At 45.8% G+C, this 18,247-nt stretch carries 16 protein-coding genes; 12 read left to right on the forward strand and 4 right to left on the reverse strand.

From position 1 onward, the window contains the following. Nucleotides 1–94: 94 nt before the first annotated feature. The 6 genes from BZA03_RS07240 (at nucleotide 95) to BZA03_RS07265 (ending at nucleotide 7,489) form a co-directional block, all read left to right on the forward strand. Entirely contained in the window at nucleotides 95–817 is a 723-nt protein-coding gene (locus BZA03_RS07240) for a hypothetical protein (RefSeq protein WP_110288394.1), read from the forward strand. A 452-nt stretch (nucleotides 818–1,269) separates the two neighbouring features. Further along, the gene (leuA, locus tag BZA03_RS07245) at nucleotides 1,270–2,829 is read left to right on the forward strand and encodes a 2-isopropylmalate synthase (RefSeq protein WP_075176065.1); all 1,560 of its coding nucleotides are present in this window, start codon (nucleotides 1,270–1,272) and stop codon (nucleotides 2,827–2,829) included. Further along, nucleotides 2,830–3,927, forward strand: a complete 1,098-nt coding sequence (gene leuB, locus BZA03_RS07250) for a 3-isopropylmalate dehydrogenase (RefSeq protein WP_110288395.1) — start codon at nucleotides 2,830–2,832, stop codon at nucleotides 3,925–3,927. A 9-nt stretch (nucleotides 3,928–3,936) separates the two neighbouring features. Beyond that, nucleotides 3,937–5,337 carry a 3-isopropylmalate dehydratase large subunit gene (gene leuC, locus BZA03_RS07255; protein WP_061094370.1) on the forward strand — a complete coding sequence of 467 codons (1,401 nt, stop codon included), beginning with the start codon at nucleotides 3,937–3,939 and terminating at the stop codon, nucleotides 5,335–5,337. A gap of 3 nt (nucleotides 5,338–5,340) precedes the next feature. After that, the gene (gene leuD / locus BZA03_RS07260) at nucleotides 5,341–5,946 is read left to right on the forward strand and encodes a 3-isopropylmalate dehydratase small subunit (RefSeq protein ID WP_014948483.1); all 606 of its coding nucleotides are present in this window, start codon (nucleotides 5,341–5,343) and stop codon (nucleotides 5,944–5,946) included. A 346-nt stretch (nucleotides 5,947–6,292) separates the two neighbouring features. Next, nucleotides 6,293–7,489 (forward strand): HD-GYP domain-containing protein, encoded by a 1,197-nt coding sequence (locus BZA03_RS07265; RefSeq protein WP_014975819.1) that lies wholly within the window; start codon nucleotides 6,293–6,295, stop codon nucleotides 7,487–7,489. A gap of 89 nt (nucleotides 7,490–7,578) precedes the next feature. On the opposite strand, the gene BZA03_RS07270 is transcribed toward BZA03_RS07265, so the two are convergent. Further along, nucleotides 7,579–8,862, reverse strand: a complete 1,284-nt coding sequence (locus BZA03_RS07270; protein ID WP_110288396.1) for a general secretion pathway protein GspB — start codon at nucleotides 8,860–8,862, stop codon at nucleotides 7,579–7,581. Then, nucleotides 8,855–9,766 (reverse strand): ExeA family protein, encoded by a 912-nt coding sequence (locus BZA03_RS07275; protein ID WP_014948480.1) that lies wholly within the window; start codon nucleotides 9,764–9,766, stop codon nucleotides 8,855–8,857. The genes BZA03_RS07270 and BZA03_RS07275 overlap by 8 nt, the downstream gene beginning before the upstream one ends. Nucleotides 9,767–9,986: 220 nt before the next feature. Here BZA03_RS07275 and BZA03_RS07280 point away from each other — a divergent pair, with 220 nt between their 5' ends. The 6 genes from BZA03_RS07280 (at nucleotide 9,987) to hemW (ending at nucleotide 16,456) form a co-directional block, all read left to right on the forward strand. Beyond that, entirely contained in the window at nucleotides 9,987–11,168 is a 1,182-nt protein-coding gene (locus BZA03_RS07280; protein WP_110288397.1) for a CCA tRNA nucleotidyltransferase, read from the forward strand. Nucleotides 11,169–11,178: 10 nt separating this feature from the next. Beyond that, entirely contained in the window at nucleotides 11,179–12,213 is a 1,035-nt protein-coding gene (locus BZA03_RS07285) for a WD40 repeat domain-containing protein (RefSeq protein ID WP_110288398.1), read from the forward strand. A 274-nt stretch (nucleotides 12,214–12,487) separates the two neighbouring features. Next, nucleotides 12,488–13,201, forward strand: coding sequence for a hypothetical protein (locus tag BZA03_RS07290; RefSeq protein WP_110288399.1), 714 nt, complete (start codon nucleotides 12,488–12,490; stop codon nucleotides 13,199–13,201). 73 nt (nucleotides 13,202–13,274) lie between these two features. Further along, entirely contained in the window at nucleotides 13,275–14,501 is a 1,227-nt protein-coding gene (srmB, locus tag BZA03_RS07295) for an ATP-dependent RNA helicase SrmB (RefSeq protein ID WP_110288400.1), read from the forward strand. Nucleotides 14,502–14,721: 220 nt separating this feature from the next. Then, entirely contained in the window at nucleotides 14,722–15,324 is a 603-nt protein-coding gene (locus BZA03_RS07300) for an XTP/dITP diphosphatase (protein WP_014948475.1), read from the forward strand. Further along, the gene (gene hemW, locus BZA03_RS07305; protein WP_110288401.1) at nucleotides 15,317–16,456 is read left to right on the forward strand and encodes a radical SAM family heme chaperone HemW; all 1,140 of its coding nucleotides are present in this window, start codon (nucleotides 15,317–15,319) and stop codon (nucleotides 16,454–16,456) included. Before BZA03_RS07300 ends, hemW begins: the two co-directional genes overlap by 8 nt. Before the next feature lie 111 nt (nucleotides 16,457–16,567). Here hemW and BZA03_RS07310 read toward each other — a convergent pair whose 3' ends face one another. Together BZA03_RS07310 and BZA03_RS07315 are read right to left on the reverse strand one after the other, a co-directional pair. Next, on the reverse strand, nucleotides 16,568–17,362 hold the full coding sequence (locus tag BZA03_RS07310; protein WP_110288402.1) for a DUF2884 family protein: 795 nt from the start codon (nucleotides 17,360–17,362) through the stop codon (nucleotides 16,568–16,570). Nucleotides 17,363–17,672: 310 nt separating this feature from the next. Beyond that, nucleotides 17,673–18,245 (reverse strand): DUF1566 domain-containing protein, encoded by a 573-nt coding sequence (locus tag BZA03_RS07315; RefSeq protein ID WP_014948472.1) that lies wholly within the window; start codon nucleotides 18,243–18,245, stop codon nucleotides 17,673–17,675. Between the last annotated feature and the right edge of the window lie 2 nt (nucleotides 18,246–18,247).

Here is an 18,247-nt window from a genome sequence, read left to right on the forward strand (position 1 = left end):
AAAAAGCAATACCAGCTTTTAAAGCGCCTATATGGCACTTATTACCGTTTCTTGATACGGTTATTCAATAATCAAAAATTTGTGCAGATAAGTGATGACAGCAGAGAAACCTTCTTCTCGATCTCAAGCAGGCTTTTTTAGCGAATCGGGAGAGTTAGGCGGAAGCCACCCTCAATTCAATGAAATATGTACTGCTCTGTATGAAAGAGAAATCGTCTCTCTAGCTCATAGCGAGATAAAAAACCTATCGCTGCTAAAGCGTCGAATGGGCGGGCTTCCTTATCACGTGAAAGCTATTGCTCGATATATGATTAGTAATGGCATCGCAAACAATCCATCCCCGCTAAAAACAGATACCCATAATGGAAGTTGGTATGCCAAGCAATCTGCAAAGTGCCCCGGCATTAATCATTTAGACGATGTAGAAAAGCGAGAAGCGTGGTATAGAAAAAACGCTAGGTATGGTCTTGTTGTACCTGTTTTAATTTTAAATATGGAAGGCTCTCACATTGAGCTTGATTCCATTGATATGGTAAACCAAGACAATACCCAGCTCCATCTGAACAAAAATGGATGGTTTGCCAATACAGGGGAGTGCATTTCTTCAACTCCACTACGCGATGAAATGGAAGCGGCCACGGCACTTTCAGTTCAAAACAAAATACTGCTGCGGCCTTCAAAGTCGATAATGACCGCTGCGTGCTGTGGCCACGCATGGAGCTTTAAATCCAAGCGTTCACCACGTGCCTTATCCCTTCGCGAAATGCGCTTATCGACTCAAATCAACTGGAAGAACTTTACGCTGCTTAATAGGTAACAAAGCCCCAAAAAAGAATAAAAACCCAGCATATTCGCATAAAAAACCACAATCTCTTTTGCATCTCCACAGCCAAATTTAGTACAAACATCCTAACCAACATCATATATAGTAAATTAATCCCCTCATAAATGGCTGTAGTTACTGGTCACGTTGCTCTCAGGACAAGATCGTTAGGACAAGTATCCTAAATAATTAAAAGAAAGTATTTATACACGAAAAATATACTCATTATTGTAAACAATGGTTGACCTCTTCATGCCACATGGGTACATTGTCGCTATCAACTTGGTCAGCAAAGAAACAACAACAAATGCGTATTCGTTTCCTTCTTCTATCTCTACTCCTTATGGCAGCCAGACTGCACGGGTAGATTGCGACCAGCGATTTAATTTCACAAAAACCCGTGCCAAGCACGGGTTTTTTTTTAACTATTCAACTGAGAGAGCGTCATGACAAATCAAGTGAAGATCTTTGATACCACATTGCGAGACGGCGAGCAGGCCTTACCTGCAAGCCTAAGTGCCAAAGAGAAATTGCAGATCGCGCTGGCGCTCGAACGGTTAGGCGTTGACATCATTGAGGCAGGCTTTCCTGTCTCTTCACCCGGCGATTTTCGCTCTGTACAAATGATTGCCAAAGAAGTTAAGAACTCCATCGTTTGTGGCCTATCTCGCGCATTGCCGGGTGATATTGATGCATGCGGACAAGCGTTAAGCGTTGCTGAGCAATTCAGAATTCACACCTTCATCGCAACGTCAGAGATTCACGTAGGTGCCAAGCTTCGCAAGTCACAAGATGAAATTGTAGATATGGCCGTAGCCGCGGTGAAACATGCACGTAAGTATACTGACGATGTAGAGTTTTCCTGTGAAGATGCGGGGCGTACTCATATTGATTACCTATGCCGAATGGTTGAATCAGCGATTAGCGCTGGCGCGACGACGGTAAATATTCCGGATACCGTAGGCTATACAACACCTACAGAGTTTGGCGGTATTATTCAGCAATTGTTTAATCGCGTTCCAAATATCGATAAAGCAACCATTTCAGTACATTGTCACAACGACTTGGGCTTAGCGGTAGCAAATTCATTAGCAGCTGTTGAGCAAGGTGCCAGACAGGTTGAATGTACTATAAACGGTATTGGCGAGCGTGCTGGTAATGCTTCACTTGAAGAAATTGCTATGATCTTGCAAACCCGTAAGAACATGTTGGGCTTTGAAACTAACATTAATTCTACCGAAATATCGCGCACATCTAAGCTAGTCAGCCAGCTTTGTAACATGCCAGTTCAATCAAACAAGGCCATTGTTGGCGCGAATGCGTTTAGCCATTCATCCGGTATTCACCAAGACGGTGTCTTAAAAGCGCAAAATACCTATGAAATTATGACCCCAGAAAGTGTGGGCATTAATAAGAACAACCTAAACTTAACGTCACGTTCTGGCCGTCATGTGATTAAGCATCGCTTAACCGAACTTGGCTATAAAACCGAAGACTATGACTTAGAAGCGGTGTATGACGCATTCTTAAAGTTAGCGGATAAAAAAGGCCAAGTATACGATTACGACCTTGAAGCCTTGTTGTTCTTCGATAAGCAAAAGCACGACCAAGCACACTTCCAGTTGCTTTATCTTCAAGCGAATTCAGGGCGTGAAATTATTCCAAGTGCTACCGTTAAAATGAAAGTGGGCACTGAAGAGATTACCCAGTCTAGTATTGGAAACGGCCCGGTAGATGCGGCTTATAAGGCCATCATGTCTATACTAGGTCACGAAGATCTAGAAGTTGTCGACTTTAAACTAGATTCAAAAGGTGAAGGTGCCGACGCTTTGGCGCAAGTGAGCGTTATCGCTACATATAAAGGCCGTCGTTTCCATGGAATCGGCTTGGCTACAGATATTGTGGAAGCCGGCGTTAAAGCCCTTATCTTTGTATTAAACAACACATATTTAGCCGATCAAATTGATCAGCAAAAAAATCAACAAGAACGCGTTGCAGGAGTATAAATGAGCCAGTATTCAATTGCCGTATTAGCCGGAGACGGTATCGGCCCAGAAGTTATGCAGGAAGCCAATAAGGTTTTAGATGCTGTTGAAAAGAAGTTTAACGTCACACTCAACCGTACTGCATATCCTGTAGGTGGCTACGCCATTGATACTGAAGGCGAAGCGCTACCCTCAAAAACGCTTTTGGGCTGTGAGCAAGCCGATGCGATCTTGTTTGGCAGCATCGGTGGCCCTAAGTGGGACACCTTGCCGTTAGAGCAACGTCCTGAGCGTGCCGCATTACTTACCCTTCGCAGTCATTTTGACCTGTTCAGCAACTTGCGCCCAGCTCGCATTTATCCGGGCCTTGAAAGCCTGTCTCCCCTTCGTGAAGACATTGCTAAATCAGGCGTAGATGTTTTGGTAGTGCGCGAGTTAACCAGCGGTATCTACTTTGGTCAGCCGAAGGGCCGAGAAGGTGAAGGCGAAGAAGAATTCGCGTATGACACTATGCGCTACAGTAAACGTGAAATTCGCCGTATTGCTATTGCAGCGTTTGAAGCAGCACAGAAGCGTCGCGGCAAAGTGACGTCGGTGGACAAAGCCAACGTACTGGTAACCAGCCGTTTATGGCGTGAAATTGCTGAAGAAGTAGCAAAAGACTATCCAGATGTAGAGCTTGACCATATCTACATCGACAATGCCACTATGCAAATAATGAAGAATCCGGCGCAGTTCGATGTGATGCTGTGTTCAAACCTTTTTGGCGATATCGTTTCTGATGAATGCGCTATGATGACGGGCTCTATGGGCTTGTTGCCATCGGCAAGCATGAACGAGGAAGGCTTTGGCCTTTATGAGCCAGCAGGCGGTTCGGCCCCAGATATTGCAGGCCAAGGCATTGCTAACCCTATCGCACAAATTTTATCGGCCGCCATGATGCTGCGTTTCAGCATGAACTTGAATGATGCTGCCGACGCAATTGAAAAGGCAGTAGTGGCAACGCTAGAAGCAGGAGTACTTACGGGCGAGTTATTACCTGCAGATAAACGCAGCCAAGCGGCAAGCACGTCGCAAGTAGGCGGTGAAATCGTTAAACAATTAATGGCGCAGGAGTAAAACAACCTCATGGCCAAGACCTTATATGATAAAGTGTGGCAAGCCCACATTATTGACCAAATCGGTGAAGACAGCTTAATTTATATCGACCGTCACTTAATTCATGAAGTAACGTCACCTCAGGCATTCGCTGGCCTTAATGAAAAAGGCCGTAAAGTACGACGCCCTGATCGCACGGTTGGTACTATGGATCACAGCATTTCAACCCGTTCATTGGCAATTGATGCCTGTGGTCCGGCGAATGCGCTTCAGCTACAAACCTTGGCAAAAAACTGTGAAGAACACGGCATTCAGCTATTTCCAGTGGGCCACCAGAAGCAAGGTATTGTGCACGTTATGGGCCCTGAATTAGGTCTAATTCAGCCTGGTATGACGGTGGTGTGTGGTGACTCACACACTGCAACCCACGGTGCATTTGGTGCGCTGGCATTTGGTATTGGTACCTCTCAGGTAGAGCATGTATTGGCCACGCAAACGTTGAAACAAAGCCGCGCGAAAAGCATGCTTATCAACGTAAATGGCAAGCTTCCTGTCGGTATTACGGCAAAAGACATCATTCTTGCCATTATCGGCAAAATTGGCCACGCTGGCGCTACTGGCCATGTTATCGAATACGCAGGTGAAGCTATCCGCGGTTTGAGCATGGAAGAGCGCATGACGGTGTGCAACATGAGTATTGAAGCTGGCGCGAAAGCTGGCCTTGTTGCACCAGACGAGAAAACCTTCGCCTACCTTGAAGGCCGCGAATACGCACCTAAGGGTCAAGACTGGGAAGACGCTGTCGCTTATTGGAAAACCCTTTATACCGAAGAGGGCGCAACCTTTGACACTGTGGTTGAACTTGAAGCGGCAGATATCGCTCCTCAGGTTACGTGGGGCACTAACCCAGGCCAGGTTATTGGCGTAAATACACCGGTACCTGCCCCTGAAGACTTCAGTGACCCGATTGAAAAAGAGAGCGCAGTAAAAGCGCTTGAGTATATGGGGTTAAAACCCGGTGAAAAGCTTGCTGACGTTGCAGTAAACCACGTATTTATCGGCTCATGTACCAACGGTCGTATTGAAGATATGCGCGCAGCGGCACAAATCGCCAAGCGCGGTAAAGTCGCCGATTCAGTGACTGCGATTGTCGTTCCAGGGTCGGGTAACGTTAAACGCCAAGCTGAAGCAGAAGGCTTAGATAAAATCTTTATCGATGCTGGCTTTGAGTGGCGGTTGCCAGGTTGCTCTATGTGCCTTGGTATGAATGACGACAAGCTAGTGGCAGGCGATAGATGTGCCTCTACCAGTAACCGTAACTTTGAAGGCCGTCAAGGCCGTGGTGCGCGCACTCACTTGGTAAGCCCAGCAATGGCTGCCGCTGCTGCAATTACCGGTCGCTTTGCTGACGTTAGAGATTATCAGGAGTAACTTATGTCTGAACAAGGTTTTACACAACACACAGGCATTGCTGCGCCGCTTGATCAGGCCAATGTCGATACCGACCAAATTATTCCAAAACAGTTTCTAACTGGCGTAACACGTGCTGGCTACGGCAAACATTTGTTTCACGACTGGCGTTATTTGGATTTAGAAGAGAAAGAGCCAAACCCAGCGTTCGCGCTGAATAAGCCTGAGCACAAAGGTGCGAGTCTGTTGCTAGCTCGCGAAAACTTTGGTTGTGGATCAAGCCGAGAACACGCGCCGTGGGCACTTGCCGACTTTGGATTTAAAACGGTTATTGCCACCAGCTTTGCTGATATTTTTTACGGCAACTGCATTAATAATCAGCTAGTGCCTGTGGCATTATCAAGCGAGCAAATGGACGCTTTGTTTGCTGCAGTGAAGGCAGACCCAGCAACTAAGATCACCGTTGATCTTCCAGCGCAAACAGTAAGTTTTAACGATACAAGCTTCAGCTTCGATATTGCTGAGCATCACAAAAACAACCTTATTAAAGGCTTAGATGCTATCGGTCAAACGCTTGAACTCACAAGTGCTATAGAAGCCTTCGAAGATAAACAGCCCGCGTGGTTGTAAAAGCGTGGGGCTTTAGCGCTTAACAACGCCCTAGCATGACACATGGGTGCTGTCGAGAGATGGCACCCTGTTTATTTCTCTCATCTATGCCTCTACCTTAACTTCGCATCAAGACGCCTAATACCAATCCGCAATAAAAATATCAGTTCACCTGATTTGAGCCATAAGCAACTTCTCGGCACATTTACACGTCACGCGTTTTCTCACGAATTCGGTAATCCTACATTCGCCGACTCTAGCTATACTAAAGACTAATAAACTCCTCACTTTTTTCACTGGAATATCGTACTATTCGTTTCTATTGTAATTGAAGGCTATGGCAACGTTGTGCCTCACAGGAGAGATAATGCTAGAACAGGTACCCATTGATGATTTGCAGCCAGGAATGTACGTCAATCAAGTACTTGAACAAACAGGTTCACTTAAAATGCGCTCTAAAGGCATTGTGAAAACCCAAGCCATTATTGATAGTCTAAAATCGAAAGGTATTTTAAGCGTCGAAGTAGATCTTGCGAAATCTAAGCTGCCCGAGCCAGCTGTGCCACCCGAGCCAGCTAAAGAAAAAGAGCCTGAAGTGACTAAACCGGTTGTTAAGCCAGTGGGTCGTGATTCAATTAACGAAGCCAACGAGCTTTACAGCAGCGCAATTGCCATTCAAAGCAGCTTTTTAAAGTCGCTTAAAAATGGGGCGGTAAAAGATTTGTCTCCCATGGAGTCGCTGTCGCAAAGCCTGATCGAAAGTGTATTTGATAATAAAGATGCGCTGAGCTGCCTGACTATGATCAAGGATACCGACCAGTACCTTCTTGAGCACAGTATTAATTGCAGTGTACTAAGCGGCATTTTCTGTGAGTTTCTTGGCTATGACAGAGATACCACAGAGCAAGTGAGTTTAGGCGCCCTATTGATGGATATCGGCATGTCTTCCCTGCCAGATGAAATTCGCAATAACACAGGCGAATTTTCCAGTGATGATTGGGAAGTGATGAAAACCCACGTTGAAATTGGTGCAGACCTAGTTGAACAGTGTGGCGATATTTCTGACCTATCACTACGCATTATTGAAGAGCACCACGAGCGCGTTGATGGAAGCGGCTACCCGAGAGGATTGGTTGGTGACGAAATCTCAGAGTTCGCGCGTATTGCTGCCATTGTGGATGCATACGATGCCATGACATCTAATCGTACGCACAAAAACAGTATCACGCCTACTCAGGCGCTAAAGCGACTAACTGCGACAGAGAACTTAGACCAAGAATTGGTAAAACAATTTATCCAGTGTATTGGCGTGCACCCTGTTGGCTCCTTAGTGAGGTTAAAGAGCGGTAAATTAGGTATTGTTAGCAAGATCAACCCTAAAGACCCCGTAAGCCCTCACGTTATGACCTTTTACAGCGTGACGTCGCAGCATTTCAATGAAGTGAAACGCGTTGATTTAAGTCAGTACGACGATGAGATTGTGTCAGGCGTTCGCCCCGAAGAGTTTAGTTTGAACTTACCAAAATTCTTTAAAGACGTTTTCATCAATCAGATGCCGCTGTAGAAAACACAGTTTAACCAGCGAGAGGCCCTTTTTTTAAAGGGCCTTTTTTGTATTTATTGTTAGTGTTTTTTGGAACTAACAGATAGTAATTACCAATCGGTTAATGCTGCCATAGTAAAAATCTCATCTTCGAAAGCAAGCACCACACGTTGCGCTTCAATATTGACGATTTGCACTCTATCAGCAATCCAGTCGCCCTCACCTATTTGACGGCCATTGACTCTCACCCACCTATCGGCAGGACGAGACGCATACATATGCGCGCTAAAGTTCATGGTTGGAAGTCGTGTTAACAAGCGAACGGGTAACTGATCTACACGGGGTAGTTCGTCTTTAACCGTCACCCTTGTTTGCTCTTCAGCGGGTGTATTATCTTGTGCCTTTGAGTCTAGCGCTTCAACGGCAGCATTAAAACGGGCCATGAGTTCTGGTGACACGAATACGTCAGATTGAGACGTAGCTTCATTTAATACTCTCCCTTCATAATTCCCTGAAGTCTCAGTTTGTCTTGTATCCATTGAAGAGCTACGCTCATATCCACTACTTGGCTCGGCGCCAGAACGTTGGGAGACGTCGTTATTGTAGCGATTCTGAGTACCTGTTGTGTTTGGGTTTGTATTTGGAACTGCACCTAAATCAGTATTTTGCGTTGCAGCTAAGTTGCCAACAGACTGGTTATTAACCATAGCGTTCGCTTGCGTGCCTTGCTGAGCTGCAACGCCGTTACTAACGTTGGCATTTACCGCTGTGTTAGCAGTTTCAATTAAACCTGCGCTTTGCCCACTTCCCTGAATGTTAGAAGATACCTGTTCACTTTTGTTGCTTGAAGTGCCTGGTGCTTCATTACTACTTTGCGTGGTCGTAAGCGCTGAAGCGCCTCCGCTTGCTTCAACCTGTGAAACTGAGCTTTCAGAGTCTGCCACCGGTACAGAAGCGGGTGCAGTTAGCATTGGCCACCAGCGTTTTGCCGTAGCGGCGGAAAAGCCAATGCATAAACCACCAAGAATAACGACGGCAAAAAGCGCAACTTGCTTGGTGTAAAGCTTCCATGCTGACGGAAGCCCTTCTACTGTGGGTAAAAACAAGCTTCGATTAAACTGCTCGTTAAGGGATTTATCAAATTTGGCGGTAGTGTCGTGCTCGCCCCGAAGCAAAGCTTGGGTCTGAGTTCTATGATGAACTGTCGGCGCTATTTCCACGGTTTGCTCAGGATCTATTTCTACCTCTTGCACGCCCATTTCAGACAAGCCCTGCACCATAGCATCGCTTGTCACTAAACCCGACTTTCTAATTTTAACTGGCCCATTTTGCTTGGTAATTTGAACAATCACCATACCGGGCACTAAATTTTCAATGGCGACGATATTAGACATACAAACTCCCTAACCCGTAGCCGAATATGATGGCCAAAACAAACGCCGATGCGAGATACCATTTACGCTGGCTTTGCACGCGCTGACTAACAACATCTTCACCTAGAATTTGCTCTGCCGCGGCCAAGAATATAGGCTTTTGCACGACCGCATGCTGCTTAGTAAAAGATAAGGTTAACGCCCGATCGCACAGCAAATTAATTACCCTTGGAATCCCACCAGTAATTTGATGCACCGCGCGCAATGTAGACTTACTGAAAATACTGATATCACCTTCAGCCACGCTTAAGCGGTGTGCTATGTAAGCACTGACTTCTGGCGCAGTTAAGGGTAGCAGATGATAACGAGCGGTAATGCGTTGAGCCAGCTGACGTAATTCATTACGCTTTAACAACTGCTGTAATTCAGGCTGACCTATCAATACCACCTTTAACAGCTTTTCACGATTCGTTTCTAGGTTGGTCAATAAACGAAGTTGTTCTAGTACTTCGGGCAACAGATGCTGCGCTTCATCAACCATTAGTACCGTATTCATGCCTGACTGATGATTCTCTGCTAACTTAGACAAAATCAAATCGGTGAAATACTTAAGGCTTGCTTTTTCAGGTGTATAAGCCAAGCCTAGCTCATCACAAACCGTTGCTAATAGCTCAAGGGCGGATAAGGTTGGATTCAAAATCATGGCTACCTGCGTATTATCGGGTAGCTGCTGCAACAGTTTTCTCGATACCGTTGTTTTTCCCGTGCCCACTTCTCCGGTGAGCATTACAAAACCACCGCTTTCTCTGAGGCCAAAGGTCAAATGGGCCAAAGCCTCTTTGTGCCTTGGACTCATATACAAATAATCGGGGTTAGGCGCAATCGAAAAAGGATTGTCATTTAACCCGAAGTAGTTCAAATACATGGTTGCTGAAGCGCCTATATGTTTTAATTTTTGACGACGATTAAACTACCAGACGCAACCTTGAAGTGAAAGCGCATAACGATGTGGCTACGAATTTTATTTGTAACATTGCTATACTGCGCCTCTGTTACCTTGGGAAGGTTGATTTTCGTTACACGTCAAAAGTCGATGTATTCCCAATCTAAAAAAGTATTACTGACTAAAAAATCGTTGGAAGAGCATGCAAGTATATCTCGTTGGTGGCGCAGTGCGTGACGCACTGTTAAACAGAAAAGTTGTTGAACGCGACTATGTCGTGGTGGGCGCCACGCCAGAAGAAATGCTCAGCCAGGGTTTTACCCAAGTAGGCAAAGACTTCCCTGTTTTTTTACACCCTAAAACACAGGAAGAATACGCACTTGCACGTACAGAACGTAAGTCAGGAAAAGGTTACACCGGTTTTGTATGCGATGCGTCAAGCTCGGTGACGTTAGAAGAAGATTTGTTACGCCGGGACCTTACCGTTAATGCGATAGCGCAAGACAACTATGGAAAACTCATCGACCCCTATGGTGGTAAAAAAGATTTAGAAAACCGCGTACTTCGCCACGTATCTGAAGCCTTTATTGAAGACCCTCTACGCGTATTTCGCGTTGCTCGGTTTGCAACCCGCTATGCTTATTTAGGGTTTACTATCGCCACTGAAACCATGGCTCTTATGCAGTCTATGGCGCAGAGCGGCGAGCTAAGCACGCTAAGTGCAGAGCGGGTATGGCAAGAAACAAAGCGCAGTCTTTTAGAGAAAACACCGCATGTTTTTTTCACTGTACTAAACCAAGCCCATGGCCTCAATGACTGGTTTACTGAGCTTGAAAGAAACTTAGATACTGCTTTGGCGACATTAAAAACGGCGGTAGACCTAGAAAAGGTTGAAAACGAGAGCGTTGTTGAAGACACGGGTTCAAAACACCCAATACCTGAAAGCGGCGCTTTAGAAACCGCTAGGCTGATAACAAGGTTTACTGCTCTGCTCTCTCACCTTGGTGAGGAGGATGCGAAGCACTTATGTAGCCGACTGAAAGTGCAGAACCAAGTTAGTGAGATTGTCATCCTTGCCTGCAAATTCAAAGATTTTCTATTGACTATGCAGAACTCTCCCGCCGACCTCCTCGCCTTATTCAATGGCTGTGATGCATGGAGAAGAGAGGAGCGTTTTACATTATTGCTTAGCGCTTTTGCGCCTTATGCTCATAGCAAAGGCGTAGATTGGCAAGAACAACAAAAGCGCATCGAAAATGCATTAGCTGCCGCCAAACAAGTGAACGTGCAAGACATCATTGCCACCGGCGTTAAAGGCCCCGAAATAAAAGACGCGCTTAACCAAGCAAAGTTATCTGCTATTGCCTCGATTAATAATCAATAGTGGTAAAGCAATGATCGAAAGAAAAACGAACGGATGCTTTCTCTCACCTTTAGCGTCACCACTTTTTTATTTACTTTGCACCGTTCTCCTTGCGCTTTCTGGTTGCACTGAAGAGACGCGCGTATTACCTGTTCACGAGTTTCGCTTTACCCAAGAGCCAGTGAGGAATGCTACGCTTTCAGACGATGCCCGTCTTGCGGCATTCATTTTTGACGATTCCTCTGTTTCTGTTTGGGATGTTGATGAAAAACGAGAGCGCTACAAGTGGCATAGTGACGTGCTTGATGAAGAGTCACTGCACCTAATTACGTTTTCCAAAGACAAGGCATGGTTAGCGCTCACAGGCTATTGGAGCACTACACTGATTAACTTGCAATCAGGTGATGTGGTAGGTAGTTGGCATTTTAGTGGTAAAGATCCCGGCGCCACAGCGTCATCAACTTCCCTATCCCACCATGGTGACAGCGCACTAGTTGGTATGACCGACGGTACCGTATTGCTACTAAATTTTGATAACGGCACTGCATTGCAATACCAGCACAATACAATGAAAGTGCTTCATGTAGGCTATTTCTCTGATGACTATGCGTTTTCTGGAGGAATAGATAAGCGCTGGTTTCTATGGGACTTAGACAAAAACGATGTGTTGCTGGAAAGGCAATATCGCAGTCGAGTTACCGCTTCAGTGCTAGACAATAGAGCTCAGCGAGCTTTTATATCCGATGCGCTGAACAGCCACGAAATTATTGATCTCGCCACCCATGAAGTGATGTCTGAACTACAATTTATGGAACGTTTCCGCTTTTTCCGAAAAGGGTTATTTTTAGAAAACGGTGACTACCTAATGACAACATCACCCAAATCAGTGGTAACGCTATGGCATGCTAACTCTGGCGAAGAGATAGCCTCATGGGAAATTAAACGCTACTCAAGCGAAGCCACCACTCACGCTATAACACTGAACGAGGATGGTGATGTTGTTACCCTCTCCTCTGATGGCGTGCTTCAAAGCTGGGATTACCGCGCACTGGTTACAGCACTGTGATATACCTAATGCCGATACCGTCCCTCACAGCCTTTGTCCCACCTTTTTGCTAACAAGTTTTCGTTTACACAACTTAAGCATGTCGCTATTATCGAGTTTAGATTACAATTGTAATCCTTAACTATATTTGTGCGTTCTTGTGTAACAGTTGCTCGCTAGTTATTCGTTGCTTGTTCGCAGCTCGTTAAATAACAACTTCAAAGCGCGCTTCGCTTTAAACAAACGACTCGCCCTTTTAAATGAAAAAATCTGGCATCGGCTTGGAGATTCTTAAGTGAAAAAAACAATAATAACGTACCTTATAACTTTAGCTTTTACCCTTGTAGTTAGTGGATGTGCAAGCCCCCCAACCGTCTACCTTTATGGCAAATATCTTGAGCCGTCCAAAGTTCAAGCCTTATCTGAACAGTTAACGGATCAAGGCTTGGATGTTGAAGTGAACGACTTTGATTTTCCTACATCCGTGTCTACAAATACGTTGCTCTATTCATTGCTGCTACAATCACCAGAAGCAATCGACAATACCACTAGCATCGCAGAGCATGCGGGTTACTCTATAAACCGTGTCCAATCGCTCACTCAAGGCAATCATTGGTATACTAAAAACTCTTTGGCGCTGTTCGTGTTTCCTGACGGCAATCGCCCCCACGGAACCCTCCTTGCCCAAGATCTTATCCATAGCTATATCGCCAATGGATGTGGTAACGGCGAGCGCCTCACGCTGTATAAAGACGGTACGTATACCCTCACACTTCAAACGCCCAAATCTTCAGAAGATGTAAAGGGTAAATGGAAGTATCGCCAGTTTCCTTACCTAGAGCTTCAAGAACCAAATTCACCGTACGCCAACTACTACTTCGAAATTTCACGGGTTGAAAGTGAGGATAAAGTGAGTAAGCTCGATTTGACGCACTTGCACTTACTCAACGCCAACAGTACCAACCCGTTAGCATCAGAATGTGTATTTACCTACGGTGTGCGAATTTAACGCCAGTTTTTCTCAATGTTTTGGTATAGCAATGCTACAATACGCCCCATTCATTTAGAGCGTTTTTTATACTATGACTTTCGAAGAACTCGAATTAGACGAAGCACTGTGTCACGCAGCTGCCGATATGGGGTTTGAAACTCCAACTAGCATTCAAGAACTGGTTATCCCGCATGCGTTGGATGGACGAGATATCTTGGCCTCTGCTCCTACAGGTACTGGTAAAACAGCCGCTTTCTTATTGCCTGCATGCCAGTTTTTACTTGATTATCCGCGCAGACAGCCTGGTGCTACACGTATTTTGATCCTAACGCCTACCCGCGAGTTAGCGCTACAGGTTTATGAACAAGCCCTGGCCATAACAAAGCATACACAAATTGTGTGCGGGGTAATAACCGGTGGTATTAACTACGGTACCGATAAAGAAACCTTAAGCAAGAATCTCGATATTCTTGTGGCCACGCCAGGTCGTTTGCTTGAGCATATCGAAAAAGAAGCCGCAGATTGCCGTGATATCGAGTGTTTGATCCTTGATGAAGCTGACCGCATGTTGGATATGGGTTTCTCAACGGTAGTTAACCAAATTGCTGCCGAAGCGCGCTGGCGCAAGCAAAACCTATTGTTCTCAGCCACGCTTGAAGGCAAAGGCGTTAAGACTTTCGCTCATGAAATTCTTAACAATCCTGAAGTGATTGAAGCGAACCCATCGCGCAAAGAGAAAAACAAAATTCATCAGTGGTATCACCTTGCTGACGACATGAATCACAAGCAAGCATTGCTGGTGAATATTTTGAAGCAAGAAACAACGACGTCAGCGGTTGTGTTTGTGAAAACCCGCGAACGCCTGCAAATGCTTAAGGACTTCTTAGCCTCGAAAGATATTCCAGTGTGCTGGCTACAGGGTGAAATGCCACAAGACAAACGTATTGCAGCGCTAGCCCGTTTCAAAAGTGGTGAAGTACCTATCTTGCTGGCAACGGATGTTGCTGCCCGCGGTATTGATGTGCCTAACGTGAGCCATGTTATTAACTTCGACATGCCGCGCAAAGCCGACGTTTATGTTCACCGCATTGGCAGAACCGGCCGCGCTGGCGCCAAGGGCACGGCTATATCGTTAGTAGAAGCCCACGATTTTGACATGGTGGCCAAAACCTCGCGTTACATGGGCGAACCACTTAAAGCTCGCGTTATTGACGAGCTACGCCCTAAAAACAAAACGCCTAAAATTGGCCCGAAAAAGAAAAAAGTAAAGGCCAAAGACAAAGCCAAGGCAAAAGCTAAGCCTAAAAAGAAAAAGTAAAACTTGAGCACGTAGAGGGTGAGCGATGCGATGGCCGAAGGTTGGGAGTGGCTTTCGCAAACACGCGGTAAACACATCCATGTGCGCTCCGCTGCCGCATCCCTGCGGCAGCGGGTTTGCTCAAACCACTCCCAACGTTCGTCCTGAATAACCTAAAGTAACCCGATGAATGTGTTTGAGCTTATTTCAGGAGCAAAGAAAAAACGAGGAGTCTGGCACCATGAAATTCCCAGAAAAAATTGTTTTAGCCACAGGTAATCAAGGCAAGGTGCGAGAGTTTGCATCTTTGTTTGCAGATTACGGCGTAGACGTTGTGGCGCAAAAAGAATTAGGTGTATCTGATGTGCCTGAAACAGGCACAACATTCGTTGAAAATGCCATTATTAAAGCGCGTCATGCGGCACAAGTAACAGGCCTCCCTGCTATTGCTGACGACTCAGGCTTAGTAGTCGACGCCCTTGGCGGTGCACCCGGTATTTATTCAGCCCGCTATGCTGGCGCTGATGCAACTGATGACACCAATATTGACAAGCTATTAGCTGCCCTAGATGGCGAAACCCAGCGTAAAGCGCATTTCTTCTGTACATTAGTGTTTATGCGCCATGCTGACGACCCAGTACCATTAGTTAGCCAAGGTAAATGGCAAGGCGAAATTTTAACTGCTCGCTCTGGTAACGACGGTTTTGGTTACGACCCGGTATTTCACGTGCCAACTCATGGCTGCACTGCGGCAGAATTGGAGAAAGCCGAAAAAAACCGTATTAGCCATCGCGGCAACGCCCTAGCGATTTTGCTTGATAATATGAGAGCGACTTTTGCGTAATCCACCGCTTAGCCTTTATATTCACATTCCTTGGTGTGTTCAAAAGTGTCCGTACTGTGACTTTAACTCTCACGGGCTTAAGTCTGATTTACCCGAGAAAGAATATGTGGCGCACCTGCTGGACGATTTAGCCATTGATGCCAAACGCATTGGCGACCGCCCTGTCGAGACAATCTTTATAGGCGGTGGCACGCCCAGTTTGTTTTCAAGCGAAGCCATGGCTGACATCTTAAACGGCGTTAAACAGCGGGTTAACTTAAGCGACACTGCTGAAATAACTATGGAAGCCAATCCAGGTACCGTTGAGGCAGGTAAGTTTGCGGGCTTTTATCAGGCAGGCGTAAACCGAATATCGGTGGGCATTCAGAGTTTCCAGCCTAAGCATTTAAAAGTGCTAGGCCGTATTCACAATGAAAGCCAAGCTGAAAATGCGGTAAAACAAGCACACAGCGCAGGGCTACCCACGTTTAATTTAGATCTCATGCATGGCCTACCCGAGCAAAGCGTAGAGAATGCCATGGCAGATTTGAAGCAAGGCATTGAGCTCACGCCTTACCACTTGTCGTGGTACCAGCTTACCATCGAGCCAAACACGCCTTTCTATTCAAAGCCGCCAGAGCTGCCAGACGACGACATCCTGTGGGAAATACAGGAAAAAGGCCACAGCCTCTTAGAGCGTGCAGGCTATCATCAGTACGAAATTTCAGGCTACGCCAAAGCGGGGCACCAATGCCGCCATAACCTTAATTACTGGCGCTTTGGCGATTACTTAGGTATTGGATGCGGTGCACACGGGAAGATTACCGATGCCGCTAACGGCACAATTCATCGTACCGTTAAAGTGAAGCATCCAAGAGGCTACATGGAAATGAGCCGGCCGTATTTAGATACGCAAACGCGGGTTAGTGCAGACGACCTGCCGTTTGAGTTCTTTATGAACAGGTTTCGTTTAGTTGAGCCTTGCCCGATAAGTGATTTTAATGATTTCACAGGTACTGAATTAACAGATGACGTTAAGCGCTCCCTGTCTGATGCTCATCAACAAGGGCTACTTTCTATTTCAGATAGTCACTGGCAAGTAACCGCAAAAGGCCGTAGATATCTTAACTCTCTGCTGTCGTGCTTCGTTTAACCTTGCCGTTTTGGGTGAAACAAATAGCCAGATCGAAAAAGCCTGCTCACGCAGGCTTTCTATTTTACTCAGTCTGTAATCTACCTTACATCAACCCTTCTTCATCAATACTTAATCATCGCTTTTATCGTGAAGCGTAATAATATTGTAAGGTTCAAAAGCAGGTACATTTGCTCGAAGATTTTCTTCTGCTATGTCTAAACGTTTAAGCTTTTCACAAAACCACTCTGCCTTTTTACGCAAGGTTGTGGCCTTATCGCCCACATCTAGCCCTTCGCCCACATTATTAAGCTGACGAGTAATTTCCGCTACTTTCTCTTGGTTAACCTCGCCGCTTCCGGTGTTGATGCCACTGATCGCCGATAATATGCCGCCAACTGAAGTAGAAATAGCTTCCTCGAGTTGCGCTTCAATTTCACTATCAACGAACTCATCAACACTTTCCAGCGATCCGGGGCCAATGAAGTAGTGATTACTGGCATGCCTGAATTTATCTTTTACGCGGTTTTGTACGCGCTTCATCGCGGCGTTCAAACGCTCGTAGCTGTCGTGGTCACTGCCCACTAGACCTAAGTAAACATGCTCAATGGTATCAATAGCTAAATCTACACCTTCGGTGGCCAAAATAATCATTTTTGGTACTACATAGTGTAACCCTGAAGAATACTCTTCTAGCCACTGCCGTTCTTGCTCATTCAAGGTTTGCCAACGTCCACCTACAAAAAGCTGGTTTTGGTCATTAATCTGAACTACGGTGCGGGTTTTATCCATTACGCGAAGCTGTTCGTTATTAACGGCAATACCGTAAGCAAAATCGATATTACAGGTATATTCAGCCTGCGCCGATGTGCTAAGTCCAGCGAATAAACAAATTGTAAAAAGGGCAGCCTTAAGGCTCGATATCATTTTCATACCAACATTGTGGCTAGCTTACTGGGAAATAAAAAGCCATCATGAGTCTAACGTGCTAAAAATCAGGTTGAACATGTCGATATTATCAATCTACTCAAAACGCAGCTTGATACTAGGTCCTGTAGACTTTTGTTATTCACCAAAGGTCAACAGGCTCTAAGCAAGAGTGTCGATTTTCTTTAAAATTGACGTTCAAACCAAAAAACAAAGCACGCATTATAGAGCGTGCTTTGTTGATAAAAAGTCTAAGGGTCAGATACTAGACGAAAGACTAATACGAAGCGGTGTAGATCTTTATCTACACCTATTCGTTGGTGTAGGTGCGCACCAGTCGTACGTAAATGAAACGGTCTTTCTCTTTAATCGAATGGCTCGCATTAAAGAATGCAACAACCCAGGCTCTGTCTGGATCATCTGCCGAAGGGGTAGAAGTCCAAAAATCATCTGGCGGCGTTGCAGGAAAAAGCGAGCTATTAATCGCCGGGCGTACGCAGTCGCGTTCCGTTAAGGTGGCCAACTCTTTAACGTTGGGCAAGCGCCATCCTAGCAGGTCTTCGTTACTCGCCTGCTGCGCAAGTTGTAGCGCCTGCTGCCACGTATACTTCACCGCTTCACCACTGCAAGTTGAGCCGTCCCAAGTTTGCCCTTCGGAACATCGTCTCCATACTAAATCTGTGGTGGTATCCAACAAAGTACTGGTAGTCACTGCTTCAAAGTTATCGTTGGGCGTGGTTTCTAGTCCATCAGACAAGCACTCTTGAGCGAAAGCTGAAAGCGATGCACTAGCAAGCAACGTCGAGGCCGCAACCATTTTGAGTGTAGTTAGCACTGCGCTTTTCAGTACGCGTTGAGCGGATTTATTAACTTTATTGCTCATGA

Origin of the sequence: Alteromonas sp. I10 (genome assembly GCF_003201515.1) — a bacterium.
Taxonomy (GTDB): domain Bacteria; phylum Pseudomonadota; class Gammaproteobacteria; order Enterobacterales; family Alteromonadaceae; genus Alteromonas; species Alteromonas macleodii.